A 22,483-nucleotide genomic window follows, 5' to 3' on the forward strand; every position below is an offset into this window, starting at 1 on the left:
GCAGCCACAATACAACTTTGAACTATCAATACTCAACCATTACCCCAAATTAAGATGAAACTATAGGGAGCTGTAATACTTCAGCGCCCTATAGTAAGTGCACATTTACTGTTTAGCACGATGAACCGTGATCACTTCACTGTTTCTACAGTCGAGAATACTATCGACGCTATCTCTTACTCTCAACCATGTAGATTTACTGACCAGTCCACAATCGAACCAAAGACAGACATGGAATCCAAACGATCTCGCTTGAGATAACACCAACTCAAGCGTTCCGATTCCAAATTCAATATCGGAGATCTTTACGATGACGGGCCTAGGCTCCCTAGAATTCCTTCCGAGATTTTGCACCCCAATAAGACCTGAATTTGAGTGCATATACATGCTTAATAGCCAGCTAAGCGCACTAAAACCGTTCCCAAATCCAGATTGCGGGCAGGAGAGACGCAAATCATCCGCCAGAGATTTTGGGTGAACCCACCCATCCTGCGATAGGTTTACAAAATTTTCGTGTGTCTCTTCCAGCATCGAGATGTTACCGCCCAGAACGATGCTATGTTTCCTATCGAAAACATCGCGGCCCAATTTTTTGCCCGCTTTGTGGTCGCGTGTCTGGGTAAAGACACCCTTCTGATCTATAAGCACATCATTCTCAGTTAGGGCATGTGGATCATCAATGGTAAACGTATAGGGATCTTTCGGGAGGTAGCTTGCCAACTTAGCGATAGAGACCCTTGCAGTTTCGCACGTATCCCATGAAGCCATCTTCTTCTCAGCCTCTAGAAGCTGCCCCAAGGTAAGATTTCTAAATAGGCAGTTTTGGTCGAACATCATGCGAATACTATTGCCTTCAACCTTAGCAAGGATGTCACCTAGATGCCTTGCTTGTTGGCTACTTAATATTTCGCCTGTAGATCTTTCCTTCCAAAACTTAAAGAGAGCCACGATTTCTCGTGTATAACTGCTTTCAAATAGAACCCTGTCGTATCTGATTGGAGGCCCTGAAGAAGGTGATGGCGTATCTACAGAGCGCTTCTCCTTGAGGCTTAATGCGCTTCTTAGATGCCCCCAGCTTTCGAAACCGTGAATTTTGGAGATCAGCTCGAGACATTGACTGTGACCCAGGGGAGTGGTCCCCTTCAGTGCATAGGTTAGGCGCCGGGCCTGTGATTTTGCAATGTCTAGAGTTTCAGGCGTACCTGGTATTGTATGGTTCATGATAAATTTCCTTCATGTGAAGGGGTTCAGTTGGAAGCTCGACCCATGACAACCTAAACCCCATTATGAAAGGAGATTTAATGGTATAAGAGTATGCGCATATTCTTCTTAGGCAGATGCCCGGGCCGGAAAGGCTATGCGCGGCACAAGATCAATGTACCGCGCAGCAATAATAAATTCAATACCTAGATGAATAGATTCTCAAGAAGAAGATCGTGAGACTAGACGCACAAGCAATAATTCAGGCCGCGTCTTGTGCCTCCATCAGCGCCTTTTGGAATACTGCCGGAGAGATCGGCTCAGAGAACCCAATCGCGTCCAGATTAATGTATGTACAATTCTTCTTTAGAGAGAAGGCGCAGAACATCGCACGGTTGAGCTGGGTCGGGAAGTCCTTACTCGATGGAGTAAAGCTCACCGCAACGGAGTTAGCCCAGCGGTCAAAATAACCGTCGCCGATATCCAGCTGAGGTTTGTCAGTGTGCGTCAGGTAGCGGACTTGTCGACCCAAATACCTACCATACAGGTGCGGACACTCACCGTTATCAAAGGTGCCGACACGGTCACAGTTGCGAACTAGCCAGGCGAGAATTGGATCGGTAATGTTCATAATAATACATTTCTATTGATGGTTCGTTATGTTTATAATCATAACTAACTTTGATATCAATAACTAAATATCGCCTAGGCCATGGTTAATCACCATCAATCTATGGTGGCCACCTGACAGTCGAAGGTCTCCTACATAGCCATCCCAGGCGTCTGATCATTCTCATAGGTTGCCTGAACCTCACGCAGCATACCAAGAAGGCGACTGCACTGTGACTTGCTGAGTCCCCACTGAGGTACATTTACAGTAGTCGATAGATCGATGCCTGCTTTGGCCTCTTCGAGGCGATCTATGAGGTCACCTAGAGGCTCTGACAGCAACTTGTGGCCGTACGCGTTGCCATCGCGGTCAACATGCCCTCTGTAGTCGGCATCAAATATCTCAACGAGAGGCTCACCTTCTACCTGTTCACTCATGGACATCATTGTAGCGGCCGTCCACATTCCTGGCTCCACAACACGAGCCGTCAGCTTTTTGCCGAGCTCACGCTTAAAATTCATCTGGTTCATTCCGACACCCTTATTCGCTCTTATGCAGATAAGGTTGCTCTGAACCTGAAATCCGCAACTCGCGCTTCTCGGTCTTTTCATATTTCGGAAATGAACTATCATGCCCTCTCAGGAAGAGAACGAGGACAGCATGATCAAATCAGAGTTGGTAAGTCGCATCGCAGAAGAGTTCGCGCTTTCACGCAAAGTGTCCGAACGTGCGGTAAGTCAGATTTTCGACGAGATCATTGAGCAGATGGCATCTGGTGGGCGTGTCGAAATTAGAGACTTTGGTGTCTTTGGCACATCGGAATATGATTCCAGCGTAGGACGGAACCCACGCACAGGAGAGAGTGTAGAACTCCCCGCCCGAACGCTTCCTAGGTTCAAGGCGGGAAGAGGGTTGAGTAAACGGCTCAATCAGGACTTCGAAAAAGAGAACTCTTAAGCCACACCGGGAGACGACGATGGTCCCGTTAGCCTATCGTACTCCGGATCATCTGGTGACAGAGACTCGCTTAAATCGAAATCCTTGCATCCCCTATAGAAGCCATCTTTGATTTCTTCCCAGTTTTGGAGCAATCTTTCTTCACGCATCTTCGAGGGTGGCGTGTAGCCTTCCTGAAACACAGCAATCAGATCAGCAGGCATGGCTGGGTTCGCTTCGTCCGCAAAAGCTTGCTGGATGATGGACCACTGGATATCCGCATCACGAAGTGCAATGCGCTCTTCCAGACTGCTCCGTGTGATTTCAATCATCTCGCCCAGATCGTTCTCGATGGATACCAGGTGACCAGCCTGCATTTCGGGTAGCTTCGACAAGTCCAGGGGATCGAACTGAAGATCTTTAAGGGGCTCATCGGTGGGTCCGAAAGCAACGTTCCCACTTGATAGGGCTGCCTGATACTTGTGCTTCAGCTCGTCCCACATCTGGATAATCACTTCATCGCTGAATCTCACAAGGTGAGACATGTGAGTTTGTAGGGCCTGAACCCCAGGATTGCGTACACCTAGGCTGATCGCATGGTTTGCCATATGTGTGATTACATCACTTTTTGGGACGCGGATCTTTTCCCCATCAAAGGTCTTAATATCAAGTTGTGTATCGGTCATAGTTTTCTCAAATTTATATGGTTACGCAGTGATATTTACTCATAGATCACGAATGTATCCAGTATTTCAGTTGGCAACCAAGACCCTTAAGGTTCGCTATATGCTGAGCTTGAACCAGATAACTACCTATGCTTGTATGCGGGCTCAATATTCAATTCTGGTGAACACATGTTAAAACGAACGGCTTTTGTTATCTCCTTTTCCTTTTTCGTCCCCATATTAGCAAACGCGGCTGATCTCTCCCCTGCGCACATATCGCAGTCTTGCTTTGCATTGCCGGTTTCCAAAACGAAGGCCTTCATAAGCTGCTCAGACGCCCGCCTGACGTACACGCTGGCTGACTGCGAGGTATCGCTGGGCGGAGACCGAAAAATGCGCTGTAGGGGCTCTAGGAGCAAAGACGTGAGAGCGACCTGCATTGCCAGAGAAAGTGACGACAGGATGCTCCCCCTCACCTGCAAATAAGGGCGCGAGACAAAATTCTGATCTTGTTGCAAAAATGTATTATCATGTATTGACATGGTTAGTGGGAGCATGGTTACATGGATAGGTAATCAAGGGAAACTTATTTCATGTCCACTACCCATACTTCCAGCTACAAGACCAATGTTTCGGCCGGTATCACAGCCTTGACTGGAGATGCTGCGGCCTTTGAGACGCAGGTGAATGCATTCTTTTCTAAACATCCTGATGCAGAAGATCTGCTGACAGCAAACGAAGCCGCAGAGCAGATCGTGCTCGGTGTGATCTAAGAAGAACCCTCCAAACGAAAAGATGGCCCTCTGATAAACAGAGAGCCATCTTTTGCTTGCATCATTGACGCTCAACAGGACGCCTATTGATCCTATAAGCGCAGTTTAGATAGCGAGTTCTTCTACGTTCTTACCCGCTTCTTCGTGCTCTCTGATCCAAGTCGGCTTGCGACCCTTACCAGTCCAGGTTTTCTCAGGGTTTTCCGGATGGCGATACTTAGGCTCACCTTTGGTCCCCTTCGTTTTGCTCAAGGAGCCATCGCCCATTAGGTCTTTGAGGGACATGCCGTGCTCAGCCGCAGCAGCTTTAGCAGCGTCCAGGGCTTCTTTGCGGCGGCGTGCTTCAACTGTCTTCAGAGCCTTGTCGACATCCTTGCGGTGCGCGACCAGTTCATCGTGAGACATCTTGTCGAGATTAATGTCGTTCGCCATTGAGTTCTCCTTTGCTCGTTACAGCGTTTCTATAAGCCTTAAAAAAGGGTTAATGCAAAGGATGTCAACTTCCTTTTGAAGTTTTTTACAATTCTTTATCCGATTTTCTGGTATCTATGTGAAAAAGGACAGCATTTTTTCTCGTAACTTTCAGACATAAATCGCACGTTAACTTGTGTAAGGTAGTCTTACCTCTGAGCCTGAGGCTCTATTGTGTGTGTCCGAGAAGGGGAGTGAGGTGAAAGCTTTACTCCCCTTTTTCGTCTCTTTCATAAAGTTCGCGTACATGAAGCTTAGCGACATCCCAGCATAGGTGAGTTGAGGTAATGAGTTCTGAGATATCTAATTTCGAGACCCTTGATGGTTTTGTTGGCAGCGACAGCATCGGTGTCTCTATACGCAGTGACGCGACTCCAATCCCGACATCGGCTGAGCGCATTCGGGATAAAATCAAGTCAGTAAACGAAAAATCACGCACGGTCGGGAAGAAGATCGGGGAGATCTCTATCAAGGCCTATGTAATGACGACAGTCATCCTTATGAGCGGGAGTGCTGGCCTCGTATATGATCGCATGGCCAACCCTAACTATCAGGAAGTTTCCCCATCAGGTGCTCTTTTGGAAGCTGCAATTGCCGTTGGAGGGCAGCTTGGTGTTGTGGCACTTCGGGAAGCTGAGCAGATGAATTCTCGTGAGAGTAGAAGTGAAGATTCCTCCACATCTCTTCCTGTTCCCAAAAAAGATTTCGACTTAGGCCTGCTAAATCTCATTTCAAGAGAGGGTAGCGAAATTATTACTGGCCCAATTGGCGCAAGCCTTATGGCCTATGGCATGACCTATTCTACTGAAGGTGGCTGGTCCCAGACCGTGGATCCCACGCCTCTGGCTGCCTCGCTGCCAACGCCTGAGGATATCGCCACTCTAATGTACGACACTGCTTCCTATATGGGCGTTGCTTCAGATCACGAGCGGGTCATTAATGTCATTGGCAGTACACTTTCCCAGGTTATCAATATGAGCCAGCTGTGTGGCAATACCGTAGACTGTCCACCAGTGGCGCACCCGATCAAGACGACTGAGGGCAATGGCATGGTTGTCGTATTCCAAGGTGAGGCGCGATCATTCTCCGATTTCAGTGAGGGCGTTTTGTATCTGGAAGAAAGCGGCTGGACCGAAGCCCACGACGCGTCATGGGATGCTTCCCCAGCGCTGCGCTGATACCTTCCAAAAATAATTAAATTTATCCTTGATTACTGAAATCTTCCTGTTATCAGTCCTTTCAGAAGATCATTTATTCTTGTGGGTTGCGCCGGTTGCGGCAAATTTAACAAGGAAAGCAAAACACTTTGAGGCAGATCATGGATATTGAGACAGTAACCCAACCATATTTTTTCACACGTGACGACCTGATGGGTCAGATCAACGACCGCAACTGCAAGACGCGCGCGGTAGGCAACTACCCAGAAGGCACAACTGTTTTGATGCCACTCGAGCACGGCGGATGTGCCCTCATGTTCCTACGCGAAGACGAGGAAGTTGCTGAGTTCATCTGCGCAGGTAATTTCGGAAGCTGGCTCAAGACATATGCAGAAGCCTGGATCGTGAACACAGAAACCCACTATGAGGCTGATGGCGGCCCCGAGGTGGCACTGACCGCTGAGATCTTCCAGGTCGCATGTGAGAATGGCCTGTCTGTCTGCATGGGTGGAAACGAAAAGCCCCTGCTGATGGTGATGTCCGAGCAGGAAAGCTCATTTGGAACCAGCACAGTCCATGTTGAAGCATTCGATATCAGCGCGATCAACGATGTCGTAGGCGAGCAGGTTGTTGATTTCGATACTCTGCCTTCTCCCGAGGCCGATGCGGAGTTTTCAGCCGCCTTCGATACTGAGCCTGAGCAGATGGGTTTCGGCTTCTAAGGAAATCACCTAATCCAAAAATATGAAGGGCGTCCACTTTTGTGAGCGCCCTTTTTCTTTGTCACCTCAAGTGTTCGGTTGGTATTCGCCACACCACTCGTCGACATTCTTAGGATAGCGACGGCACCTTCCTAGGGTCGAACCCTCGCGCACCTCCAAGAAAAAAATCGGCAGTTACCGCACGCCTCTTGCGCTTCAGCTTTTTCCTGATTCCGTATTAGAAATTGATCCCATCAATTTTAGGGAGGACGGCGCCTGCTTCGAATTTGGTGGCATCAAGACCGACAAACTCACCGCTCAGCGTCGAGAAGACAAACACCACATGGGCGGCATCATGTTTTGCGGAGAACGTCGTCTGGCAAGGGCCCCGTTTCTTGGACACCTTCTCAAATCCGTTCTCGGTCAGGTATTCCATCATATCAGTCGTGTCGATCTCCGCCTGGCGTAGATACTGGCCGGTCACCGGATTAATGACGTTCAGGCAGCGCGACGGATGCGAGACTTCATTGCTGATTACGAAGGTAGGAGCAGACGAGGCCGCAGTTGCTGTCACGAAAGACAGCACGGTAGCTACAATGAGCTTTTTCATTAAATGATACCCTTTATTTGGATTTCCTTATGGATACCAAATACAGAACCAAGAGTAAACTAGATACCGCCTGCACTAGTCATGTATTCAAATAAATAGATTGACCTCATAATCATGTCGAAATAGTATTTAAGCAATAAAGGAGGCGACCCAATGAAACTCAAAAAGAATATCGAAGGTATCCTTGTTGGTACCGGCTCCACAAAGGAAAAGGTCGCCGCCATCACAGCAATGATCCCTGATTTCTTGTTGGAAGACTGTGGTCGAAATCACGTTAAACACCCCGTCGGTTCGGGAACGCGCCAGTTCACATCTCACGACGGATCGAGCGCCTCTCCGACGAAAGGAGACCATTACGGCATTATCGCCATCGACCGATGGGGTGTGGAGCACGCATCCAAACAATGTGACATCCCTCATTCCGCTTGGGCCTGGGAAGATATCACCCTATGGCGCTATGATGACCCTACAAACATCGAAATGATGGCCAACCAGATTGCAGAATTGCAAGATCAAGCGTCAAAGACCGCATAGCATCATGCTCAAGAAAATTCTCAACCTTATGCTACCACGCGAACCCGGAACTACGTACTTCGGTGAAGCAGAAGGCGCACTTCGATTTCTTATTCTTGGCACAGTAGCTTCTGTATGCGCTGCTGTGTATTATTTCACGACATAGGATAGGGAAGTTTTGGCTGAGGGCCCTTTCTCGCTATCTCCAAGATGAAGGCCCCCAGCGCCCATCTCAGGGGCTTGGAGACGTAGCTTCCTGATCGGACACACGCTTATCCATCAGCTCTTTGATAGGAGCTGTTAGATCTTCCATCTCATCTTCCCGAATTGGCATTTTGCCACCCTCAGGAATTCTCTTCAGGCTATCGAAGTCCGGCTTCGGATAGGCCAATTCTAGCATGCGGTTGTAAACCTTCTCGAAGAGAACGGCATCACAGATGAATGTAAAATCAGGCTTCGACTTCCTGTAGGGCTTGTACTGAAGCGCAAAAGGCTCACCCTCGTAGTAGACAACACGAGTCCCGACTGGCGTATCGGAACAGAGCCATGCGCTCACCGATTTCGTGGTAAACCAATCCCGCAGCCCAGCTTCGGATGGCAGATACTCGAATTCAGTTCCATCACGGAAGCCCATTGCTTCGGCAAGATAGTAGATATCAGGTTCACCTTCGACTTCCTGGTCCACTAGCGCCTCGAGAACCTCAGGCACTTCAGGGTTTCCTGCTTTGGCGTAGGCGATCAGCTCATGGTACGCGGGGCGATCCTCGGCCACCAGATATTCGTGGCCATCCTCACCTTCGACAAAGCGCCACTCGATATTATCGAAGACGAAATGGGTAATGGAAGAACTCTCAATCACCTGCAAGTCGTGCTTCTTGCCATGCTCGATGTAAGCCGCCCAATCAGCGACAGGATCGCCAGTCATGAAGCGCACTTCATTGTCCGGACCCTTGAGAACGATGCCTCTATAGGTATCTCGGACGCCTTCATCATAATCAATCGAAAGGTTATACGTCATAATTTCGTTTCCTTATAAAATTGGCTGGTGACCCTCAGGGCCAAAATAAATTAGGCGATCTTCAGCAGTACGGCCGTGGCATCGTCGTATTGCTTCGTGCGGGGCGCCTTGCTCAGAAGTGCGTCCTCATCCTCAAATTGTCTCAGGGAGCGAATAAGCTCTTCCGGATCGCCGTTCTCCAACTTACTGACAGCGGATGCGACCGTCTCCAGGCCATAGCTCTCGAACAGAGCATAGAAGCCATCTGAGGCCAAAAGAACTCGATCACCACTTTTGAGTTTCATGTCTCGCCTCGTCGCGAAGATCCAGGGATCATCATTCGGCGTAAGAGTATGGTATCCGGTTGGGGTGTTTGCCCGAGACCTATTTTTGCGGATCGTGGGCAATGTCAACTCGCGGGCCTTGGCAACATCTCCAGTCTTGCGGATGTTCTCACTCATTTCTCTGATAGCGATCTGGTCGAGCTGCTCTAGGACGTCTGGCTTGAAGACCTTTTCCGTCGAGCCGTCACGACGAACAATATAGGCCTGGCAGTCAGCAAGCTGATAGAAGCTATAGAGGCCACCTCCGGCGGGCTCGATAAAGACCATTCCCGATGATGGGATTGTATGAGGGGCGTGGTCCGGCCTGTCGTAATTTTCGCCAACCTTCTTTACGGCCGCACTCAGCTTATCGATAAACGTATCGCCTTCTGCCCCACCCAGATGAAAGAAAACCTGGGACAGCAACCAGTTTGCGTCCTGATAGCCAGTCTCGGCACCACTAACCAAACCTGTGGCACCATCGAAGACCCCTACCCCATCACTGGAGTAAAGCACGCGGTCCTCACTGATCATCTTTGCTGGGCTGGTGGTTGTCACAGTCCTCAGAAGCTGCAATCCGCTCTTCGTGGTGCTGGATGTGGTCATATTAGGTTCTTTCTACTTATGGGGTCGGGGAAGATGGCTCTTCATCCATCTCATCGCGCTCGTAGATGCGCCGACCGACTTCATTGATCTCGCTCATAAGGTCGACAGAGAAATCGTCGGAGGCCATCATCTGAGGCGCATACTGGATTGCCATAGCATCCATATTGGTTTGCATGATCATCATCTCAGCCGCCGCTTCGATCATGTCCTTGAAACGAGGCTCATCGATATCATGGCCATTTTGAAGGCTTACAGTGATGATACCCATAATGCTCGCTGGCGATGGCCCTGTTTGCCCATGAACGCGCACCGAACCACCCGAGCTTGCACTGGCAAACCAGAAGTCCGCAGATTTGCTTGCGGGGTCGGTCACCTGTTCAAACGGTTTAAGCTCCGCCCGCTGCAAGCAATAGGCCCGGATTTCTTCCGCCATTTGTGTTGGTGTCTTTTTCTTGCCAGGCATGAAGGGCGCGTACTTGGATTTCACCATCAACTGATAGGCCTTCTCATGCATTGCCATGAGACCCACAGAAGCATCTTCCCGATGAAGGTGGTTCCGGTACATAGGATGGTTATCTGGAAGCTTTAGCTCTCCTTTGGACACCGCCCTAAACACGGCCTCCAAGGTAAGCTCATCATCATATTCTTCTTCCCAGAACTCAGACAGCTCCATAAGAAAACGATCAATGCGCCAGTCGCCCTCCTCATCACGAGGATAGAAGTCGGTGTAGTCCTCGTAACTCATCGGGATCGGAAAGCTGATGGGCGCCCAGCTATCAGTCGTATGCAGGAACCCGGAGGGGTGTTTGGTCTCGCTCACCGATTCACGCAGGAAGATCACCCGCACAGGCTGGAAGCTAAGAATCGGCGTACGCGTGATCGCACATGTCATATTCATATTATTGCTCTCGTCTGAGGTTATGGCGCTGGGGGCGTGAGTTCCACTTCAGGCTCAATGGACGCGAATACATCAAATTTTGCAGCAGCATCTTCGCTCTTTGGGCGGCAAATATTGAGATAGGCATCCTTCGCCTCTAGAGGGCTCACACCACGAACTTCCGTCACAGTCATCCTGCTTTCACGGAACATGTTTGCTGCCTTTTCTTGAGCCGCGATGCCAAGGTCGATGTCGGCTCGGGAATGACCCGCCGCTTCCATGTTGTTCGCCCACTCTCGCATATAGGCCATATCATCATTGATGAAGACGCTTGCAGGGATCAGGAGCTTCTTACTCTTGCGAACCTCAACCATGTCATAGAAAGCGAACTGCTCTGTTTTGGGATCAAGCATCAATTCGGTGCCATCGAGCCAGGTTTCTTTTTCCATTTCGGATGGAGCCCAGACATCGCAGAGCCCATGACGCATCCAAAGTAGAGAGGTGAACCGGTTAATGCCATCAAGCAAATACGTATTGTGACCAGACGAGGGAAGGAAATTCAGCGGCCCCATAGACGGGAGAACACAGACACCGCTTTTGTCTTCGTCCTTAGGATGCCAGACAACGACGTTGCCCATCGGGTAGCCCTTAAAGATGTTCTCGGCAAATGAGATTACATCACTTTTCGACCACGAGTATGGCTCCTGAAGATCTGCGGGAATGACTTCCGCACTGCTGATGTCGTCAAGGACTTCTTTTAGGCTACATGTGAAGAACTTGGGTTTCATATTTTATGCTCTCTGATTACTCGTATGAAATGCCTGCTGCGGAAGCTTTAATCAAGTTTACTAGGATTTGCCACAGATTTATTCATGATAACGGAATTTATATTGTAGACGATCAAGTAAAGCAATGTGTATACCTTATAAAAATGCAGATAGCATTTTACGAATAGCCATTAGGAAAACGAAATGACAACAGAATTGCGCAATGACATCCTCGACCTTTCTCGGCAGGATAACCTAGGGGAACTCACCCCGTGGTTTTCCTGCACTCTTGATAACTATGTCCAACAGGGCCGGTATATGAATATCGATGGCCTTGATCAGCTCGGCAATGCGATCATTGAAGATCTGACCTGTTACCGTCGAGACAATCGCATTGAAACCGTCACCCTAGGCATGTCCGGTGGCGTTGATAGCGCTTTGACAGCAGCCCTGTTTAAAGCTGCGGGATGGCGCGTTATCGGTTACACGCTTCCGATCCTTCAAGATCCGGCAGAAACTGAGCGCGGTGTAGAGGCATGTAATGCGCTGGGCATCGAGCATTTTCACATCGACCTCACTCACCAGTATGAAACCATGCTCGTAGCGCTGAGTGGGCACGATCAGCGCCCTGCGGAAAGCACAAAAGAAGCCTCGAACATCCAGCGCGGTAATATTCGGGCGCGGCTAAGAATGACCACTCTGTACGATCAGGCGCATCGTTATGGCGGGCTGGTTGCTTCCACAGATAACTACTCCGAACTCGCGGCCGGTTTCTGGACATTGCACGGTGATGTCGGCGATCTCGCCCCTATTCAGTCTCTTTTGAAATCATGGGAGGTACCTGCCCTATCTCGTGCAGTTGGTGTTCCCGAAAGCACTTGGCGGGCGACCCCTACGGATGGATTGGGAATTTCAGATGGCGATGAGGCTCAATTGGGTGCGACCTACCTCCAGTGGGATCTTATGCTGCTGCGACTGACTGAGGCAGCAGGCAACCTCCCAGATGGCGGCAGTAAGGATTCCCTGGCGCAAGCGCTAGAGGTTGATGCAGACCCCAAAGCCCGAGAGGTATTTGAAGCAGTTACCAGCCGCATGGGGAGAACATGGTTCAAGAGAGCCGGGACCATCTGCCTGCCCCACAGTGTTGAACCAAGATTTGCGGATTTGCAAGAATTGGACAGACTACTTCGATAAAATCAGGGTTATTCGATCCCACTAGAAGACTTATGCATGAATACCAAGGTTTTATCATTGACCGCAGCTAGGTATTCATGCATAATGTTGACAACGAATTTGATTACCCCCTCGGGAGACCCAGATGTTTGTCACTATTTGTCGAAACGTTCGCTACAAGACGCTCCCGAAACAGAAATCCTGGGGCGAAATCGCATCTCCGCGCACCTCGAAGAACTTCTCTCACTATGCGCTGGTGATCGCCCAGCCGCATGGCAAGGGAGGCAGTATCGACGATAACTCAATCGAAGACTGGAATGCGCTCAAGGAGAAGTTTGGCGGCGAGGCATTCGTGTTTACGGCTGCTGAATGGAAGGCACTTTGCGGAACCGATAATGATAATATGGCGCCGGTGGGTGCGCAGTTTACCAGGCACTACCATATTCTGCTCTTTAATATGTGAACCGACTACCACTGAACTGTTATTTTATCCGGAGAGATTTTATGAAGACCGCAACCAAGGATATTACCGTCCTGAAGAACGAGAACGATCAGATCCTGGGTGTATGCCTCGGATGGGATTTCACTGCCGAGCACGAAATGGGCTTCAAGCGGTTCTCGCGCCTCATGGGCATTGGCGAACGCGCGAATAGCCACGAGGGCAAGCAGATGCTAAAAGAAGCTGGCTTCAAGCGAGGCTTGTTTGGTGCCACCAAGCTGCCCTCTGTTGGTATTGAATCCCGTATGGTGACCGAGATTCCGGAAAGCATGCTGCTGCTCAAGGAATTTGGCAACACAACGAAGACATTGGACGCCGAGACACGCCTTGTGTTCTCGAGTAACCCTGAAGAGTTCGCTGATCGCAATTCGAAGGTCATCCTTCATTACGTGCCTCACCGCAAATACTCTCGGGATGACAAACTGCCCAAAATGAAGGCCGCTTGGCGCGATGGTCGCTTCATCGTGCGCGCATTCTCGGATGAAGATCGCGATGCCCTGCGCTTGGTCTACAAGGCAATGATGACTGGTGATCTGGCCTTCGGGGCAGCCGCCAATATCAATCCGATTGGGAACAGCGGCCCTGCCCTTGTTATCGCGTCTCGCTTGAGCTCCGAGACCAAGACAAATGTGCTGAAAGCTGATGTGGACCACTACAAGCTCCTGAAGGCCGCTGACGATAGCGGGATCGCCAAGACTCTCGAGAAGGCAGGCAAGCGGTACTTTGCCCTGTCACCGAGATGGAAGGCAGACAACTTCAAGGATCGGGATACTCGGTTCAATGTCGTCTTCTGGCTCAATCCGATGCAGCAGTCCAGCTACACGACTGGCTACTTCACGGTCGAAGAACTGGAAGCCTGGGCCAAGGATGAAGGCCCTGTCGTTAAGCAAGCGGCCGCATAAATACGGTATTGTAACCGATCAAATTAAGGACATACGAAATGACCAAAACTCGCTACGAACCCGGTAAAGAATACGCCTTTGTGGACGTGAAATATGAGCGCCCAGAGCCAATGTTCACCAGCCTTTATGTGCCTTGGAGCGACACCCTCAAAGAGATCGTTGTCCGCCGCATGAAGTGTGTAGAGCACCATCGAGTACCCGGTGATTGGGATGACGAGCTAAAATATGATGGCTTCATTTTCCAAAACACCGAGGGTGGCGAGGAACGCTGGTACAACCAGTACCCGCGTGCCAGCTATGGTCAAACAACGGACGACGAGAACTGGAAGATCAAGGTTGCCGAGGATCGCAACGGCGTCAAACTCAGCGAAGAAGCGGCCGATAAGTACAGCGACACTGAGATCCTGTGGGGCGTCCAAGATGCTGCGAAGTATCTAGACATCATTCATAATGGGGTGAACCCTCGCCATAGCAGAGATGAACTTGAACCAGATCAAAAGGTTGCACTGCAAGGATTCTATGATCAGCTGAAGCAAGCCGTTGAGGAAAAAATGGGATGCCAGTTTGAGCTTGAAGAATTGATCGTTCAGCCTATCGATAAGAGTAAGCCGCCCCGTCACACTGGCATCCTTCACCACAAGATGAGTGAACCGGCGCCTACGCCTGCGCCCTAAACACTAAGGAACCAAAATGACCGCTAGCCCGCAAATGCATATGCGACACATTCTGCCTGTGCTTGGAAGCTCCAAGCCAGGTGGTCGCCCCCTTCGAATGATCTCGGCAAGCGATTTCGAGGCCTCGGCCAACTTTGCAGCGGAGATCGGTGACGTTCTTGTTGAGCTTGAGGAAGCCGTTGATGCCTATTCTGAGGGCACGGCATTCCTGGTTCGCCAACTCGGGTCTGGCTCTCTACCTGGGGATACAGTTGTCATCGTGAAGCTCGACGATGAGCTTAAGCCCACATACGTGAAGGACGCCAGAGGCGCCCATATTTTTGGTTACGTTGTTTGGAGTGGCACCCTTTAAGCTTCGGGTTTCTCAAACCGTGGCTCAAAGGAATACCGAGAAAGCACTGCTTGCTGTTCTTCGTTCAGCAGGTAGGAGTGCCCCTCTTTCATCTTGTATCTGATGGAGCCATCTTTCCGCAGCACAGCTTTAGCCACCAGACCTCCATTTGTATTATCTCTCATAAAATGAGTGGCACTCTTCAGGGGCTCTGTCATTTGTCTGCGCTCTCTTCAGGATAGGGATCAACAGGGTGATCGGATAGCCGACATTGGTCTGCGGTTTCCTGATCACCACACCGAGAGATCGGACGCCTACCACAGAACAAGCAGGGAATTCTTTCTGGATCTTTAGGCATCTTTTACCTCATCATTCTTGCTACCTGCTAAAGCTGCTCGCGCACGCTTACCTGCATCATTGTGCATCGCCATGTTAGCCATATCCCCTGCGCTATGCGGGGCATGACATTGCTCGCTAGTTTCGGCGTACCAAAGAAGGGCTTCTTCCAGCTCATCAATGCGATCTGCTGCCAGATCAACGTCGCTGAGGACTTTCTTATACAGACCGCTATGCAGACCTGATTTAGCCCAAGACCGCAGCCTCTCGTTGAGGGTTGGGGAGGGGATCGCCAGTGACCGCCTCCCCAATGATGAGTTAGCAACATCATCCGCCTGTACGAAACCGATTTTACGGACAGGCCTTTCATCGACCAAAGTCGATCTGACCTCTTCGGCCAGCACTTGACCCACTACGCGCTTGACCAGACTGGCCATCCAGCGTTTGGGAATTTCAATCTCAGGGTGCGCATCCTTTGCCGCCTTAACGGCACCAGTCACAGCACGCCACAAAACAGGGTATGCTTCCTCGTTTCGATGCTTTTGCTCTGATTTATCGCAGATGCTAACCTGGTTCACGGCACTCTCCTTGAAATAATAATAAGACCGCCGCAATAAAAAGGCAGCTTCCAATAAATCAATAATAGATAGAGGGCACTACAGCGTCAATACAAGACTAAACAAGCACAATTCTCATTTATCTTTCTTGCGCATTGCCAAGCGCCAATCTGCTTCTGGCTCCTTGGGTTCTGGCAATTCACGCGGGTTTGCCGTTTTCGCTTTGCGATCCTCCTGAAGATCAAGGGTCGCAAACGCCTTCGGGGACTTACTACCTGGCCCAAAGACCTTATCGACCAAGCTTTTTCTCGTGACCATATTGTATTTCCTTATTTATTGGGCCGCATGTCTTTCGGGCCTCGTAGCCATCCCAAGCCTTGGATGATTTCATAATTTTCAAACTGGCCTATGCCATTATTATCAAGGTCAAAGATTTAATATCAGTGGCCAGCTGCGCATTTGTGTCGTTCACCTACACAAGCTCTCCGGTGGTGAGGGCTTCTCTGATCGGGATGCATTTTGTGCACTCAACTTGGGCCATGAAGAACCCTCGTGGCTTACGGATCTTACCCGTGCCTCGGCATTCACACTGAGAGAGCATCTCCTTGGCACAGGCCCGCAATGTGGCCATCGACAAAGCCAGCTTATGGAGCTGATGCTCAGCTTCCTCGGCACGCGCCTTCATCACCTCGAGTTCGTTCATCAGGATTTCTCCTCAGCGAAGAAGTCAACCAAGGCGGGGATGCCGACCCCATCCCACTGATACCGATTAGATGTCATAATGCAGTTATCGTTCTCTTTGATCCAAGTTTCGGCCTCTTCAATTGTATCAAAGCCAGCGGTGTGATGACCAATGGATTTGTAACGGGGCACATCGCTGTTTCCCGGCATGGGAGCAGGACGGAATGAGACCGGATGGAAACGATTTGTATCGGTGTTTACGATAATTCCAGTGGGGTACATATGACTATGTCCTCTATAAATCTATTTACTTCGATACCAAACATAGATAAAGTATAAAGGTAAACTACTCAAGTAGTATTATTGCTTTATCTATAAAGGACTAAATGAATGCATGAAGATGTGAAGAACGATCTCCTTCGGGCGCTGGGTGGCATGACGTTTCTTGAAGATCACCCCGAAACTGTGCCTGCCGACCTCAATCGGCTCAAGGAAGATACCAAAAAGCTAATCGCAGATTGGGATAGCTATAGCCGTGCTTAATTTGCACCTAAATCATATTTTGAAAGGTCACCTGAATGACAACGCCTTACCGTAAACGTCCAATTCGACATGTCTCTGGTCTCTGGACCTCTCCTATCGATAAAATGCCAGAGCCAGGTGTCGAGGTAATGGCGATTATCGTACATTCAGGATACGGCGAGGAAAGTGCGCAAAACGTGCTCCTCGTCCACAAGGAGGCCGATGACGCGACATGGTTCACTGCGGATGATGAAAGTGAGATTGGATATCAATGGGATGTAATCGGCTGGCTGCCGATGCAGGAACCCACCCAGGAAGCGTTGGATGCCACTCCGGAGAGCGTGAAAGATCACATCGCAGCCCTCAAGGAGAACACACGGGTGCTGGAAACCCGACTTCGTCGCTCCCGGCTCGCCAGTAAATCTCTCAAAGGTCGATATCAGCATATCTCGAAGATCCTCTCCTCAGACTCAGATGAGGTAGCTAAACTTAAGGATGTGATCGCAAGCCTGACCGAACAACTTAGCGAAAACACGGACGAGCTTGCTAGGGTCACAGCCCAGCGGAACCGTGCTGACCAGCGGGCTGGAGAGGCCTATGGTCTTTTGCGTAAAGAACGCGAAGGCCGTGAAAATGGTAGCGACTAAAAAACAATAGAAGACGCATAAATATTCCCGCTAGGGTTGACGTTATCCTAATCCATATACTAGGATTTTAGGCAATCACATCAGGGAGTTATGCAGAGAATATGATGTAATTTCAGGCTTCACGCCTCCATCTAGGCGTGTCTGAGGCTTGCCCAATTATAAGCGGCGCAGGGCTTACAAAACCTTCTAAATAGTCAACAAAACAGGAAAGATTTATGACTTTGAAGACCACTCTAAAACTGGCGAACGCAGCGTTGTTCTCAGTATTGATGCTATCCACACCAGCTGTCAGTGCAGAGATGCTTGTCAGTCCAGATCCAGTCACCAGCGAAATGCTCCTCAAACGCCTGAGTGAAGGGGTGCCTGACTTCGATAACATGGCCATGAAGACTGATGCTTATCGTGCCGCAGACGAGTTCACACGTCATGAGGTCGCCAAGACTGAAGCTGAACGCCTCCAGGAACAATGGCGTAGCCTTGAAGACGTGAATTCCATCCAGTTCAATATTCGCGGTGGGATCGGCGAATATGATGGCGCCGCTCAAGGTTTCCCAGTGAGACTGTTTGAGCCAGGATCGTACATCTCCGGGGGTGTGCCTTACTATTTCAGCAATGCCTCTGAAGTGCGCATCTTCCCCGTTCCCCCAGAAAAGGGCCGAGAAACTCTGGAGAAGTTTGGGATTGGACGTGGCGCGATCATGACCATCACCCTGACTGATCTCAAAGCATCATTGACGAACTCGGGTGCCCTAGAAGGTCGTGTGTCCGAGGTTGTCTTCAAAAAAAATGATGGGACAAAGATTGCCTCGTATGGTCCGCCGGAGAGATCGGATTCTGATAGCGACGCCCCGGAAATGACCGCAGACGAACTGGCCACAAGCATTGCAGAAACCGTAGGCATTCCGGTAGCGGGTACGCCATGGGGTCCGATCCTGCCATTTCTGAAAGAGCAGCCCTACGTAACGGGAACTGGTGGAAACTTCAGCGGCGAACTGTTTTCTTTTGATAATGGGGAGTTCAAGTTCCAGCGTCCTCTGGATGAGTACCCTTATCTTGTTCTAGCCTTCGGTCCCAATGAGAATGCAGCGAAACGTATCCTGCGAGAGTCTTCGCGCCGCAATCTCGGCTTCAACGGTGGTCCCAAGCGTCCCTTCGGAGACTTGGATTGCTTCACACCAGACGTCGTTGATCAATGTGGTCTCATGCGGTTCGAGAAGGTTGGCGAGCATGATATGCTGGTGGATATTATGACATTGGCTGAGGTAAGCGGCTATCGTTACAATGATCCAGAAATCGCGACAATCTTTGATGCGGGTGTTCTGTCGCAAATGGAAGTCGCTGAAACTCAGGTCGCATTCAAAGAACAAGACTTCGGAGTGCGAGGCACCACGGCGCATAACACTATTGGCGCTAAGGCTTACTGGGCGGGAGAGTTTAACCAGAAAGGTGCACCTCTGTACGATCTTCGCGATGGATACTCCAAGTCCTTCTCGGCGAAAACCATGCTGTGGCTGGTGGATGGATTGAAGGATCGGACGATCATGGCAACCCGGTCCAGCCTGCCCTAAGGTATCGATCATATTTTTACGACGAAGGCCTCCAATATGATTGGGGGCCTTTTTATCTTACTCGTTCAGTAAAATTAACCTATCCTTGATGTTTCAGAATCTGATGCAGTGTATCGCTATTTTATGGAAGTTGACGATAAATCATCCAGAGCCGTATTCGTTCCTCCGGGGGCTGGTCCACGCGTCTTGTTTGGGGAAAATGACGTAGGGGATTTGGTGCACGTGCTAGATGCTGAACGAGGTCTGGCGTGCAATTTGATTTGCCCAGACTGCAAAGGGGTCTTGGTCGCCAACAAAGGTGCCATCAAAGCAGCCTATTTCTCCCATCAGTCGCGTATTGACTGCGAGCATGCTGGAGAGACCGCCCTGCATCTGATGGCCAAGGAAATCATTGAGCAGCAAGGTTGGTTTGACTTGCCTGAGGCGAGGGCGTGGAGTTATCGCCGGGGGAGTGGGTACTCTTACATGCCTATTCGGAACACACAGAGAGTTCATTTCACTCGTGTCGAGGTTGAACCCCGTCAAGAAGGTTTCCAACCTGATCTAATCGGTATCAAAGAAATCGTAAAAAATGGGCGTAAAGTAATCGGACGCCTGCATATCGAAATTTATGTTACCCATAAGGTAGATGAAGAAAAGCTGTCTCGATTTCGAAGTAAAGAAGAGTCAGTGCTGGAGGTGGATCTGTCCGATGTTGAAAGATCACTGAGCAAGTTAGAACTTACCGATCTATTATTATCGAATGCTAAGAAAAAATGGCTATATCACCGCGACATCGAAAAGTATGAAGCGCAGCTTAGAGCGAGATTAGAGGCCGAGGAGGCCAGAGATCGAGAAAAAAGACGCGACCTCGAGAGGCGTATATCAGAAGACCTCAAGAAGAGGGAGGAGAGCTTAAATTCTGCCCCTGCCGAAGCCACCGCCGAACAAAGGCAATTCGCTGATAGGGAGGAAAAAAGATGGCACCTGATCGGCTGTGGTCATTTTTTAGACTCCGAGGCAGACGATAGATATTTCGACGTGCCTCCCGGCGTGTGGAGAGCTTTTGCTCTTGCTGCACTAGCACCTTGGCAAAGTAACGCTAAGCAGTGGATCGAAGACGAACGTGAGGTAGACTTACCCGCCACGATAAGTTCAGCATTGAAAGAGTTCGGTTGGGTGAAATCGCCTTTTTCGAGCAAGTATCGGAAAAAATACTGTGATCATGGTCATGAGCTAGTTTACTGGGATCGGGCAGCAGATGAGGTTCGAAAATTCCTGTCTCCTGTGCTTAATGGATATGACTACCCTTCAGTTTGGAGTGAGACCAAGAAACTTAAAATGCTTTCGAGTGCCCTTCGAACAAAATATGATCTGTTAATGAAGGAACATGGGATCACTAACTCTTCTAGTGCGCTTTGACCTACATGTTGACCTACATACTGTTCGTTGGCCCCTCAGGCTCCTCTGTGACGCTCTGAGTGCCCTTAAAACTGCGCAGGCGTGTATGGGTTAGGTCCAGTTCGTTAGGTGACAGGACAAAGCCGATATCGGCGGGGCACGTGTGAGAAGATTCCTCGAGAGCATCATTCACCGAATGGCGATCATCATCCCAGTAGAGATGCCATTCCCCAGGGTCGACGAAGACTTCATTCGCAAATTCTGAGCTTGCCAGCCAGCGGTCAATTCTGGCTTCCACCTCCTCGCGGTTACCGGCCGTCGGAAGGAATTTAAGAGACATCTGAACAAGGGTCTCTCGGTCAACGATGGTGGTGCCATGATAATCTGCACAGACTTCTGCGACGTGCTCGAAGCCATCCTCATAGGGTGCTGAAAATAGGCACCCTGTGTTGGGATCCACCACCAAGCCCGGCTCGGAGTCTGTGCCCATGCAGTCGACAATGCCGTAAGAAGCAAGGGCCCCAGTATACTTCACCCGGTGGTCCGCATAATTCACATTGGTCTGGAGTTTTTGCCGAAGAGACGTTTCAAAAATACCTATTGGATCAACACGGATCGCATCTGCGACCAGAAGCCTGCCTGAAGGGAAGTTAACAGTCTGGTGGAACACGAAACCCGATGGACCTGGGTTTGGTGGCTCAACACTTCCGTCCAGAGAGACCTGCACCACTTTTGGGGTCCAATTATCGAACTCGACGGACAGCAGCTCTCCATCGCTGGGATTCTGAAACAACAGAGGGTTCCCATACATCAATGGCATGGTGCCCGTCTCGAACGAAAATACGATTTCCTGAGCGGCCGCTTCTGCGTCTTCTGGGCTCGAACTGTTGGTCATAATGTAGTTGACCCAGGTTCCTGCTAAACAGTCGACCAGCTCCTCCTGGTAGTACGATGCCAGGCTATCCCACCCTTTTTCCGTCAACTCTTGCCAGACACTGAAGAAGGGCGCCGGACCCTCCGGAGAAGCCATAGGAGCCAGGCTTCCTGAGCGAGACAAAGCAGGCAGTACTTCTCGCATATGCGCACAGAGTATCTCGACGATGGGGTCTTTCCGCGTCTCATAGTCCTTAAAGACTTGAGTGTAATGCTCCCTCGACGATGCACGAAGATTATCAGATAAAGAACCACCCGTTCGGGCTTTATTGATCAGAGGGATGAGGTCGTCTTTGTTCAATTTAGTGTTGGGCATCAAAATGATCTTTCAAGTATACGGTGATGAAAATCGTAGTTTCCATAGTACTTAGCCAAAAACACTGAAAACCGCCATTAAAATAGTCCCAATAGAATTGAATCGTTAACACTCCTTTGGTTGATCCATACATTGAGTGTCGTTTAGTATCTAACCAACTAATATTTTTGGACCACCTAATGCACGATCATATCATCTACACTATTCTATTATTTTTTGGCCTATTGGTCCTGTTCATTTCCCTGAACGCAAAGTACGGGGCACCAGATTCCCCGCTTCTAATTTTTGGAGTTGTGCTTGCGATAATGATCGCGCCCATACCGATGATTATTCACTCCGGGGCCGATGCGGCTAAGAAACAAGACGAGTTCCTTGAAAGTATTGATCGCGATACGGTCAGGCGGCCAATGAGGGAATATGAGGTGAGGCGCTGGGGTGCAGATGCTGTCGGAGGCATGTTGCTAGGCGCATCTGATCAGAAGCATCGCCTTCAATGCATTGAATACTTTGATGGCAGGACAAGCGCAGGGCTGTTGCATGGTGTAGATGCAGTAAAGTCCGTCGACATAGATTATTGCGTCCGATCAGGCGCCTTATAAAACGAAAGATAAATAGAGGTATTACATTATGCACGATTACAGTTTCTGGGATTATCAAGTGTCTCTTGACGACACAAAAGAAATCACACCACACGTCGAATAAATCGTCGCACCATAAAATAAGCCCGCATGAGCACCAGGCTGCATGCGGGCTGCCAT

At 49.8% G+C, this 22,483-nt stretch carries 31 protein-coding genes; 15 read left to right on the forward strand and 16 right to left on the reverse strand.

What is annotated here, in order from left to right; genetic code table 11:
• Nucleotides 1-105: 105 nt before the first annotated feature.
• The 3 genes from J7392_RS00645 to J7392_RS00655 all read right to left on the reverse strand — a co-directional run bounded on the left by J7392_RS00645 (nucleotide 106) and on the right by J7392_RS00655 (nucleotide 2,340).
• Nucleotides 106-1,221 carry a glyoxalase superfamily protein gene (locus J7392_RS00645; protein ID WP_209215650.1) on the reverse strand — a complete coding sequence of 372 codons (1,116 nt, stop codon included), beginning with the start codon at nucleotides 1,219-1,221 and terminating at the stop codon, nucleotides 106-108.
• A gap of 241 nt (nucleotides 1,222-1,462) precedes the next feature.
• The gene (locus tag J7392_RS00650; protein ID WP_209215651.1) at nucleotides 1,463-1,831 is read right to left on the reverse strand and encodes a hypothetical protein; all 369 of its coding nucleotides are present in this window, start codon (nucleotides 1,829-1,831) and stop codon (nucleotides 1,463-1,465) included.
• Nucleotides 1,832-1,962: 131 nt separating this feature from the next.
• Complete coding sequence (locus J7392_RS00655; RefSeq protein WP_209215652.1) at nucleotides 1,963-2,340, reverse strand: hypothetical protein; 378 nt, start codon at nucleotides 2,338-2,340, stop codon at nucleotides 1,963-1,965.
• Nucleotides 2,341-2,470: 130 nt separating this feature from the next.
• On the opposite strand from J7392_RS00655, the gene J7392_RS00660 reads away from it, so the two are divergent.
• Entirely contained in the window at nucleotides 2,471-2,767 is a 297-nt protein-coding gene (locus tag J7392_RS00660; protein WP_209215653.1) for an HU family DNA-binding protein, read from the forward strand.
• Here the strand turns inward: J7392_RS00660 and J7392_RS00665 are convergent.
• Nucleotides 2,764-3,432 carry a hypothetical protein gene (locus J7392_RS00665; protein ID WP_209215654.1) on the reverse strand — a complete coding sequence of 223 codons (669 nt, stop codon included), beginning with the start codon at nucleotides 3,430-3,432 and terminating at the stop codon, nucleotides 2,764-2,766. The two genes, J7392_RS00660 and J7392_RS00665, sit on opposite strands and share 4 nt — an antisense overlap.
• Nucleotides 3,433-4,004: 572 nt before the next feature.
• On the opposite strand from J7392_RS00665, the gene J7392_RS00670 reads away from it, so the two are divergent.
• On the forward strand, nucleotides 4,005-4,184 hold the full coding sequence (locus J7392_RS00670) for a hypothetical protein (RefSeq protein WP_209215655.1): 180 nt from the start codon (nucleotides 4,005-4,007) through the stop codon (nucleotides 4,182-4,184).
• A gap of 105 nt (nucleotides 4,185-4,289) precedes the next feature.
• Here the strand turns inward: J7392_RS00670 and J7392_RS00675 are convergent, their stop codons facing one another.
• Nucleotides 4,290-4,616 carry an H-NS histone family protein gene (locus tag J7392_RS00675; RefSeq protein ID WP_209215656.1) on the reverse strand — a complete coding sequence of 109 codons (327 nt, stop codon included), beginning with the start codon at nucleotides 4,614-4,616 and terminating at the stop codon, nucleotides 4,290-4,292.
• Between the two features lie 326 nt (nucleotides 4,617-4,942).
• Here J7392_RS00675 and J7392_RS00680 point away from each other — a divergent pair, with 326 nt between their 5' ends.
• Both J7392_RS00680 and J7392_RS00685 read left to right on the forward strand, forming a co-directional pair.
• Entirely contained in the window at nucleotides 4,943-5,833 is an 891-nt protein-coding gene (locus J7392_RS00680; RefSeq protein WP_209215657.1) for a hypothetical protein, read from the forward strand.
• Between the two features lie 140 nt (nucleotides 5,834-5,973).
• Complete coding sequence (locus tag J7392_RS00685; RefSeq protein WP_209215658.1) at nucleotides 5,974-6,534, forward strand: hypothetical protein; 561 nt, start codon at nucleotides 5,974-5,976, stop codon at nucleotides 6,532-6,534.
• Between the two features lie 217 nt (nucleotides 6,535-6,751).
• Here J7392_RS00685 and J7392_RS00690 read toward each other — a convergent pair whose 3' ends face one another.
• The gene (locus tag J7392_RS00690; protein ID WP_209215659.1) at nucleotides 6,752-7,123 is read right to left on the reverse strand and encodes a hypothetical protein; all 372 of its coding nucleotides are present in this window, start codon (nucleotides 7,121-7,123) and stop codon (nucleotides 6,752-6,754) included.
• A 153-nt stretch (nucleotides 7,124-7,276) separates the two neighbouring features.
• Here J7392_RS00690 and J7392_RS00695 point away from each other — a divergent pair, with 153 nt between their 5' ends.
• On the forward strand, nucleotides 7,277-7,657 hold the full coding sequence (locus J7392_RS00695) for a hypothetical protein (RefSeq protein ID WP_209215660.1): 381 nt from the start codon (nucleotides 7,277-7,279) through the stop codon (nucleotides 7,655-7,657).
• Between the two features lie 211 nt (nucleotides 7,658-7,868).
• On the opposite strand, the gene J7392_RS00700 is transcribed toward J7392_RS00695, so the two are convergent.
• The 4 genes from J7392_RS00700 to J7392_RS00715 are packed head-to-tail and all read right to left on the reverse strand — an operon-like array spanning nucleotide 7,869 to nucleotide 11,227.
• Entirely contained in the window at nucleotides 7,869-8,654 is a 786-nt protein-coding gene (locus J7392_RS00700) for a hypothetical protein (protein ID WP_209215661.1), read from the reverse strand.
• Between the two features lie 50 nt (nucleotides 8,655-8,704).
• Nucleotides 8,705-9,562, reverse strand: a complete 858-nt coding sequence (locus J7392_RS00705) for a protein phosphatase 2C domain-containing protein (protein WP_209215662.1) — start codon at nucleotides 9,560-9,562, stop codon at nucleotides 8,705-8,707.
• Nucleotides 9,563-9,578: 16 nt separating this feature from the next.
• The gene (locus J7392_RS00710) at nucleotides 9,579-10,460 is read right to left on the reverse strand and encodes a hypothetical protein (RefSeq protein WP_209215663.1); all 882 of its coding nucleotides are present in this window, start codon (nucleotides 10,458-10,460) and stop codon (nucleotides 9,579-9,581) included.
• 20 nt (nucleotides 10,461-10,480) lie between these two features.
• A complete protein-coding gene (locus tag J7392_RS00715; RefSeq protein ID WP_209215664.1) occupies nucleotides 10,481-11,227 on the reverse strand; it encodes a DUF262 domain-containing protein in 747 nt (248 codons plus the stop codon).
• A gap of 183 nt (nucleotides 11,228-11,410) precedes the next feature.
• Between J7392_RS00715 and nadE the strand changes: the two genes are divergently transcribed.
• The 5 genes from nadE to J7392_RS00740 all read left to right on the forward strand — a co-directional run bounded on the left by nadE (nucleotide 11,411) and on the right by J7392_RS00740 (nucleotide 14,806).
• Complete coding sequence (nadE, locus tag J7392_RS00720; RefSeq protein WP_209215665.1) at nucleotides 11,411-12,400, forward strand: NAD(+) synthase; 990 nt, start codon at nucleotides 11,411-11,413, stop codon at nucleotides 12,398-12,400.
• Between the two features lie 124 nt (nucleotides 12,401-12,524).
• Entirely contained in the window at nucleotides 12,525-12,842 is a 318-nt protein-coding gene (locus tag J7392_RS00725; protein ID WP_209215666.1) for a hypothetical protein, read from the forward strand.
• A 41-nt stretch (nucleotides 12,843-12,883) separates the two neighbouring features.
• Nucleotides 12,884-13,780 carry a hypothetical protein gene (locus J7392_RS00730; protein ID WP_209215667.1) on the forward strand — a complete coding sequence of 299 codons (897 nt, stop codon included), beginning with the start codon at nucleotides 12,884-12,886 and terminating at the stop codon, nucleotides 13,778-13,780.
• A 38-nt stretch (nucleotides 13,781-13,818) separates the two neighbouring features.
• On the forward strand, nucleotides 13,819-14,454 hold the full coding sequence (locus J7392_RS00735) for a hypothetical protein (protein ID WP_209215668.1): 636 nt from the start codon (nucleotides 13,819-13,821) through the stop codon (nucleotides 14,452-14,454).
• 16 nt (nucleotides 14,455-14,470) lie between these two features.
• Nucleotides 14,471-14,806 (forward strand): hypothetical protein, encoded by a 336-nt coding sequence (locus J7392_RS00740; protein ID WP_209215669.1) that lies wholly within the window; start codon nucleotides 14,471-14,473, stop codon nucleotides 14,804-14,806.
• Here the strand turns inward: J7392_RS00740 and J7392_RS00745 are convergent.
• From J7392_RS00745 to J7392_RS00765, 5 genes are all read right to left on the reverse strand, one after another.
• The gene (locus J7392_RS00745; protein WP_209215670.1) at nucleotides 14,803-15,003 is read right to left on the reverse strand and encodes a hypothetical protein; all 201 of its coding nucleotides are present in this window, start codon (nucleotides 15,001-15,003) and stop codon (nucleotides 14,803-14,805) included. The two genes, J7392_RS00740 and J7392_RS00745, sit on opposite strands and share 4 nt — an antisense overlap.
• A gap of 132 nt (nucleotides 15,004-15,135) precedes the next feature.
• Complete coding sequence (locus J7392_RS00750) at nucleotides 15,136-15,699, reverse strand: hypothetical protein (protein ID WP_209215671.1); 564 nt, start codon at nucleotides 15,697-15,699, stop codon at nucleotides 15,136-15,138.
• 114 nt (nucleotides 15,700-15,813) lie between these two features.
• Nucleotides 15,814-15,996 carry a hypothetical protein gene (locus J7392_RS00755; protein ID WP_209215672.1) on the reverse strand — a complete coding sequence of 61 codons (183 nt, stop codon included), beginning with the start codon at nucleotides 15,994-15,996 and terminating at the stop codon, nucleotides 15,814-15,816.
• Nucleotides 15,997-16,150: 154 nt separating this feature from the next.
• The gene (locus J7392_RS00760; RefSeq protein ID WP_209215673.1) at nucleotides 16,151-16,381 is read right to left on the reverse strand and encodes a hypothetical protein; all 231 of its coding nucleotides are present in this window, start codon (nucleotides 16,379-16,381) and stop codon (nucleotides 16,151-16,153) included.
• A complete protein-coding gene (locus tag J7392_RS00765; RefSeq protein WP_209215674.1) occupies nucleotides 16,381-16,641 on the reverse strand; it encodes a hypothetical protein in 261 nt (86 codons plus the stop codon). The genes J7392_RS00760 and J7392_RS00765 overlap by 1 nt, the downstream gene beginning before the upstream one ends.
• A 108-nt stretch (nucleotides 16,642-16,749) precedes the next feature.
• Here J7392_RS00765 and J7392_RS00770 point away from each other — a divergent pair, with 108 nt between their 5' ends.
• The 4 genes from J7392_RS00770 to J7392_RS00785 all read left to right on the forward strand — a co-directional run bounded on the left by J7392_RS00770 (nucleotide 16,750) and on the right by J7392_RS00785 (nucleotide 20,497).
• Nucleotides 16,750-16,902: a hypothetical protein gene (locus J7392_RS00770; protein ID WP_209215675.1), complete on the forward strand. Its 153-nt coding sequence runs from the start codon at nucleotides 16,750-16,752 to the stop codon at nucleotides 16,900-16,902.
• Nucleotides 16,903-17,030: 128 nt separating this feature from the next.
• Nucleotides 17,031-17,528: a hypothetical protein gene (locus tag J7392_RS00775; protein ID WP_209215676.1), complete on the forward strand. Its 498-nt coding sequence runs from the start codon at nucleotides 17,031-17,033 to the stop codon at nucleotides 17,526-17,528.
• 215 nt (nucleotides 17,529-17,743) lie between these two features.
• Entirely contained in the window at nucleotides 17,744-19,096 is a 1,353-nt protein-coding gene (locus J7392_RS00780) for a hypothetical protein (protein ID WP_209215677.1), read from the forward strand.
• Nucleotides 19,097-19,204: 108 nt separating this feature from the next.
• Nucleotides 19,205-20,497: a competence protein CoiA family protein gene (locus tag J7392_RS00785; protein WP_209215678.1), complete on the forward strand. Its 1,293-nt coding sequence runs from the start codon at nucleotides 19,205-19,207 to the stop codon at nucleotides 20,495-20,497.
• A 13-nt stretch (nucleotides 20,498-20,510) separates the two neighbouring features.
• Here J7392_RS00785 and J7392_RS00790 read toward each other — a convergent pair whose 3' ends face one another.
• Nucleotides 20,511-21,725, reverse strand: a complete 1,215-nt coding sequence (locus J7392_RS00790; RefSeq protein WP_209215679.1) for a hypothetical protein — start codon at nucleotides 21,723-21,725, stop codon at nucleotides 20,511-20,513.
• A 179-nt stretch (nucleotides 21,726-21,904) separates the two neighbouring features.
• Here J7392_RS00790 and J7392_RS00795 point away from each other — a divergent pair, with 179 nt between their 5' ends.
• The gene (locus J7392_RS00795) at nucleotides 21,905-22,324 is read left to right on the forward strand and encodes a hypothetical protein (protein ID WP_209215680.1); all 420 of its coding nucleotides are present in this window, start codon (nucleotides 21,905-21,907) and stop codon (nucleotides 22,322-22,324) included.
• Nucleotides 22,325-22,483 lie beyond the last annotated feature (159 nt).

This window comes from Sulfitobacter sp. R18_1 (assembly GCF_017743915.1).
GTDB classification, from domain to species: Bacteria; Pseudomonadota; Alphaproteobacteria; order Rhodobacterales; family Rhodobacteraceae; genus Sulfitobacter; species Sulfitobacter faviae.

Coding starts and splice junctions, on each gene's coding strand:
- J7392_RS00645 (WP_209215650.1), bottom strand. CDS start 1,221: ATGAACCATACAATACCAGGTACGCCTGAAACTCTAGACATTGCAAAA.
- J7392_RS00650 (WP_209215651.1), bottom strand. CDS start 1,831: ATGAACATTACCGATCCAATTCTCGCCTGGCTAGTTCGCAACTGTGAC.
- J7392_RS00655 (WP_209215652.1), bottom strand. CDS start 2,340: ATGAACCAGATGAATTTTAAGCGTGAGCTCGGCAAAAAGCTGACGGCT.
- J7392_RS00660 (WP_209215653.1), top strand. CDS start 2,471: ATGATCAAATCAGAGTTGGTAAGTCGCATCGCAGAAGAGTTCGCGCTT.
- J7392_RS00665 (WP_209215654.1), bottom strand. CDS start 3,432: ATGACCGATACACAACTTGATATTAAGACCTTTGATGGGGAAAAGATC.
- J7392_RS00670 (WP_209215655.1), top strand. CDS start 4,005: ATGTCCACTACCCATACTTCCAGCTACAAGACCAATGTTTCGGCCGGT.
- J7392_RS00675 (WP_209215656.1), bottom strand. CDS start 4,616: ATGGCGAACGACATTAATCTCGACAAGATGTCTCACGATGAACTGGTC.
- J7392_RS00680 (WP_209215657.1), top strand. CDS start 4,943: ATGAGTTCTGAGATATCTAATTTCGAGACCCTTGATGGTTTTGTTGGC.
- J7392_RS00685 (WP_209215658.1), top strand. CDS start 5,974: ATGGATATTGAGACAGTAACCCAACCATATTTTTTCACACGTGACGAC.
- J7392_RS00690 (WP_209215659.1), bottom strand. CDS start 7,123: ATGAAAAAGCTCATTGTAGCTACCGTGCTGTCTTTCGTGACAGCAACT.
- J7392_RS00695 (WP_209215660.1), top strand. CDS start 7,277: ATGAAACTCAAAAAGAATATCGAAGGTATCCTTGTTGGTACCGGCTCC.
- J7392_RS00700 (WP_209215661.1), bottom strand. CDS start 8,654: ATGACGTATAACCTTTCGATTGATTATGATGAAGGCGTCCGAGATACC.
- J7392_RS00705 (WP_209215662.1), bottom strand. CDS start 9,562: ATGACCACATCCAGCACCACGAAGAGCGGATTGCAGCTTCTGAGGACT.
- J7392_RS00710 (WP_209215663.1), bottom strand. CDS start 10,460: ATGAATATGACATGTGCGATCACGCGTACGCCGATTCTTAGCTTCCAG.
- J7392_RS00715 (WP_209215664.1), bottom strand. CDS start 11,227: ATGAAACCCAAGTTCTTCACATGTAGCCTAAAAGAAGTCCTTGACGAC.
- nadE (WP_209215665.1), top strand. CDS start 11,411: ATGACAACAGAATTGCGCAATGACATCCTCGACCTTTCTCGGCAGGAT.
- J7392_RS00725 (WP_209215666.1), top strand. CDS start 12,525: ATGTTTGTCACTATTTGTCGAAACGTTCGCTACAAGACGCTCCCGAAA.
- J7392_RS00730 (WP_209215667.1), top strand. CDS start 12,884: ATGAAGACCGCAACCAAGGATATTACCGTCCTGAAGAACGAGAACGAT.
- J7392_RS00735 (WP_209215668.1), top strand. CDS start 13,819: ATGACCAAAACTCGCTACGAACCCGGTAAAGAATACGCCTTTGTGGAC.
- J7392_RS00740 (WP_209215669.1), top strand. CDS start 14,471: ATGACCGCTAGCCCGCAAATGCATATGCGACACATTCTGCCTGTGCTT.
- J7392_RS00745 (WP_209215670.1), bottom strand. CDS start 15,003: ATGACAGAGCCCCTGAAGAGTGCCACTCATTTTATGAGAGATAATACA.
- J7392_RS00755 (WP_209215672.1), bottom strand. CDS start 15,996: ATGGTCACGAGAAAAAGCTTGGTCGATAAGGTCTTTGGGCCAGGTAGT.
- J7392_RS00760 (WP_209215673.1), bottom strand. CDS start 16,381: ATGAACGAACTCGAGGTGATGAAGGCGCGTGCCGAGGAAGCTGAGCAT.
- J7392_RS00765 (WP_209215674.1), bottom strand. CDS start 16,641: ATGTACCCCACTGGAATTATCGTAAACACCGATACAAATCGTTTCCAT.
- J7392_RS00770 (WP_209215675.1), top strand. CDS start 16,750: ATGCATGAAGATGTGAAGAACGATCTCCTTCGGGCGCTGGGTGGCATG.
- J7392_RS00775 (WP_209215676.1), top strand. CDS start 17,031: ATGGCGATTATCGTACATTCAGGATACGGCGAGGAAAGTGCGCAAAAC.
- J7392_RS00780 (WP_209215677.1), top strand. CDS start 17,744: ATGACTTTGAAGACCACTCTAAAACTGGCGAACGCAGCGTTGTTCTCA.
- J7392_RS00790 (WP_209215679.1), bottom strand. CDS start 21,725: ATGCCCAACACTAAATTGAACAAAGACGACCTCATCCCTCTGATCAAT.
- J7392_RS00795 (WP_209215680.1), top strand. CDS start 21,905: ATGCACGATCATATCATCTACACTATTCTATTATTTTTTGGCCTATTG.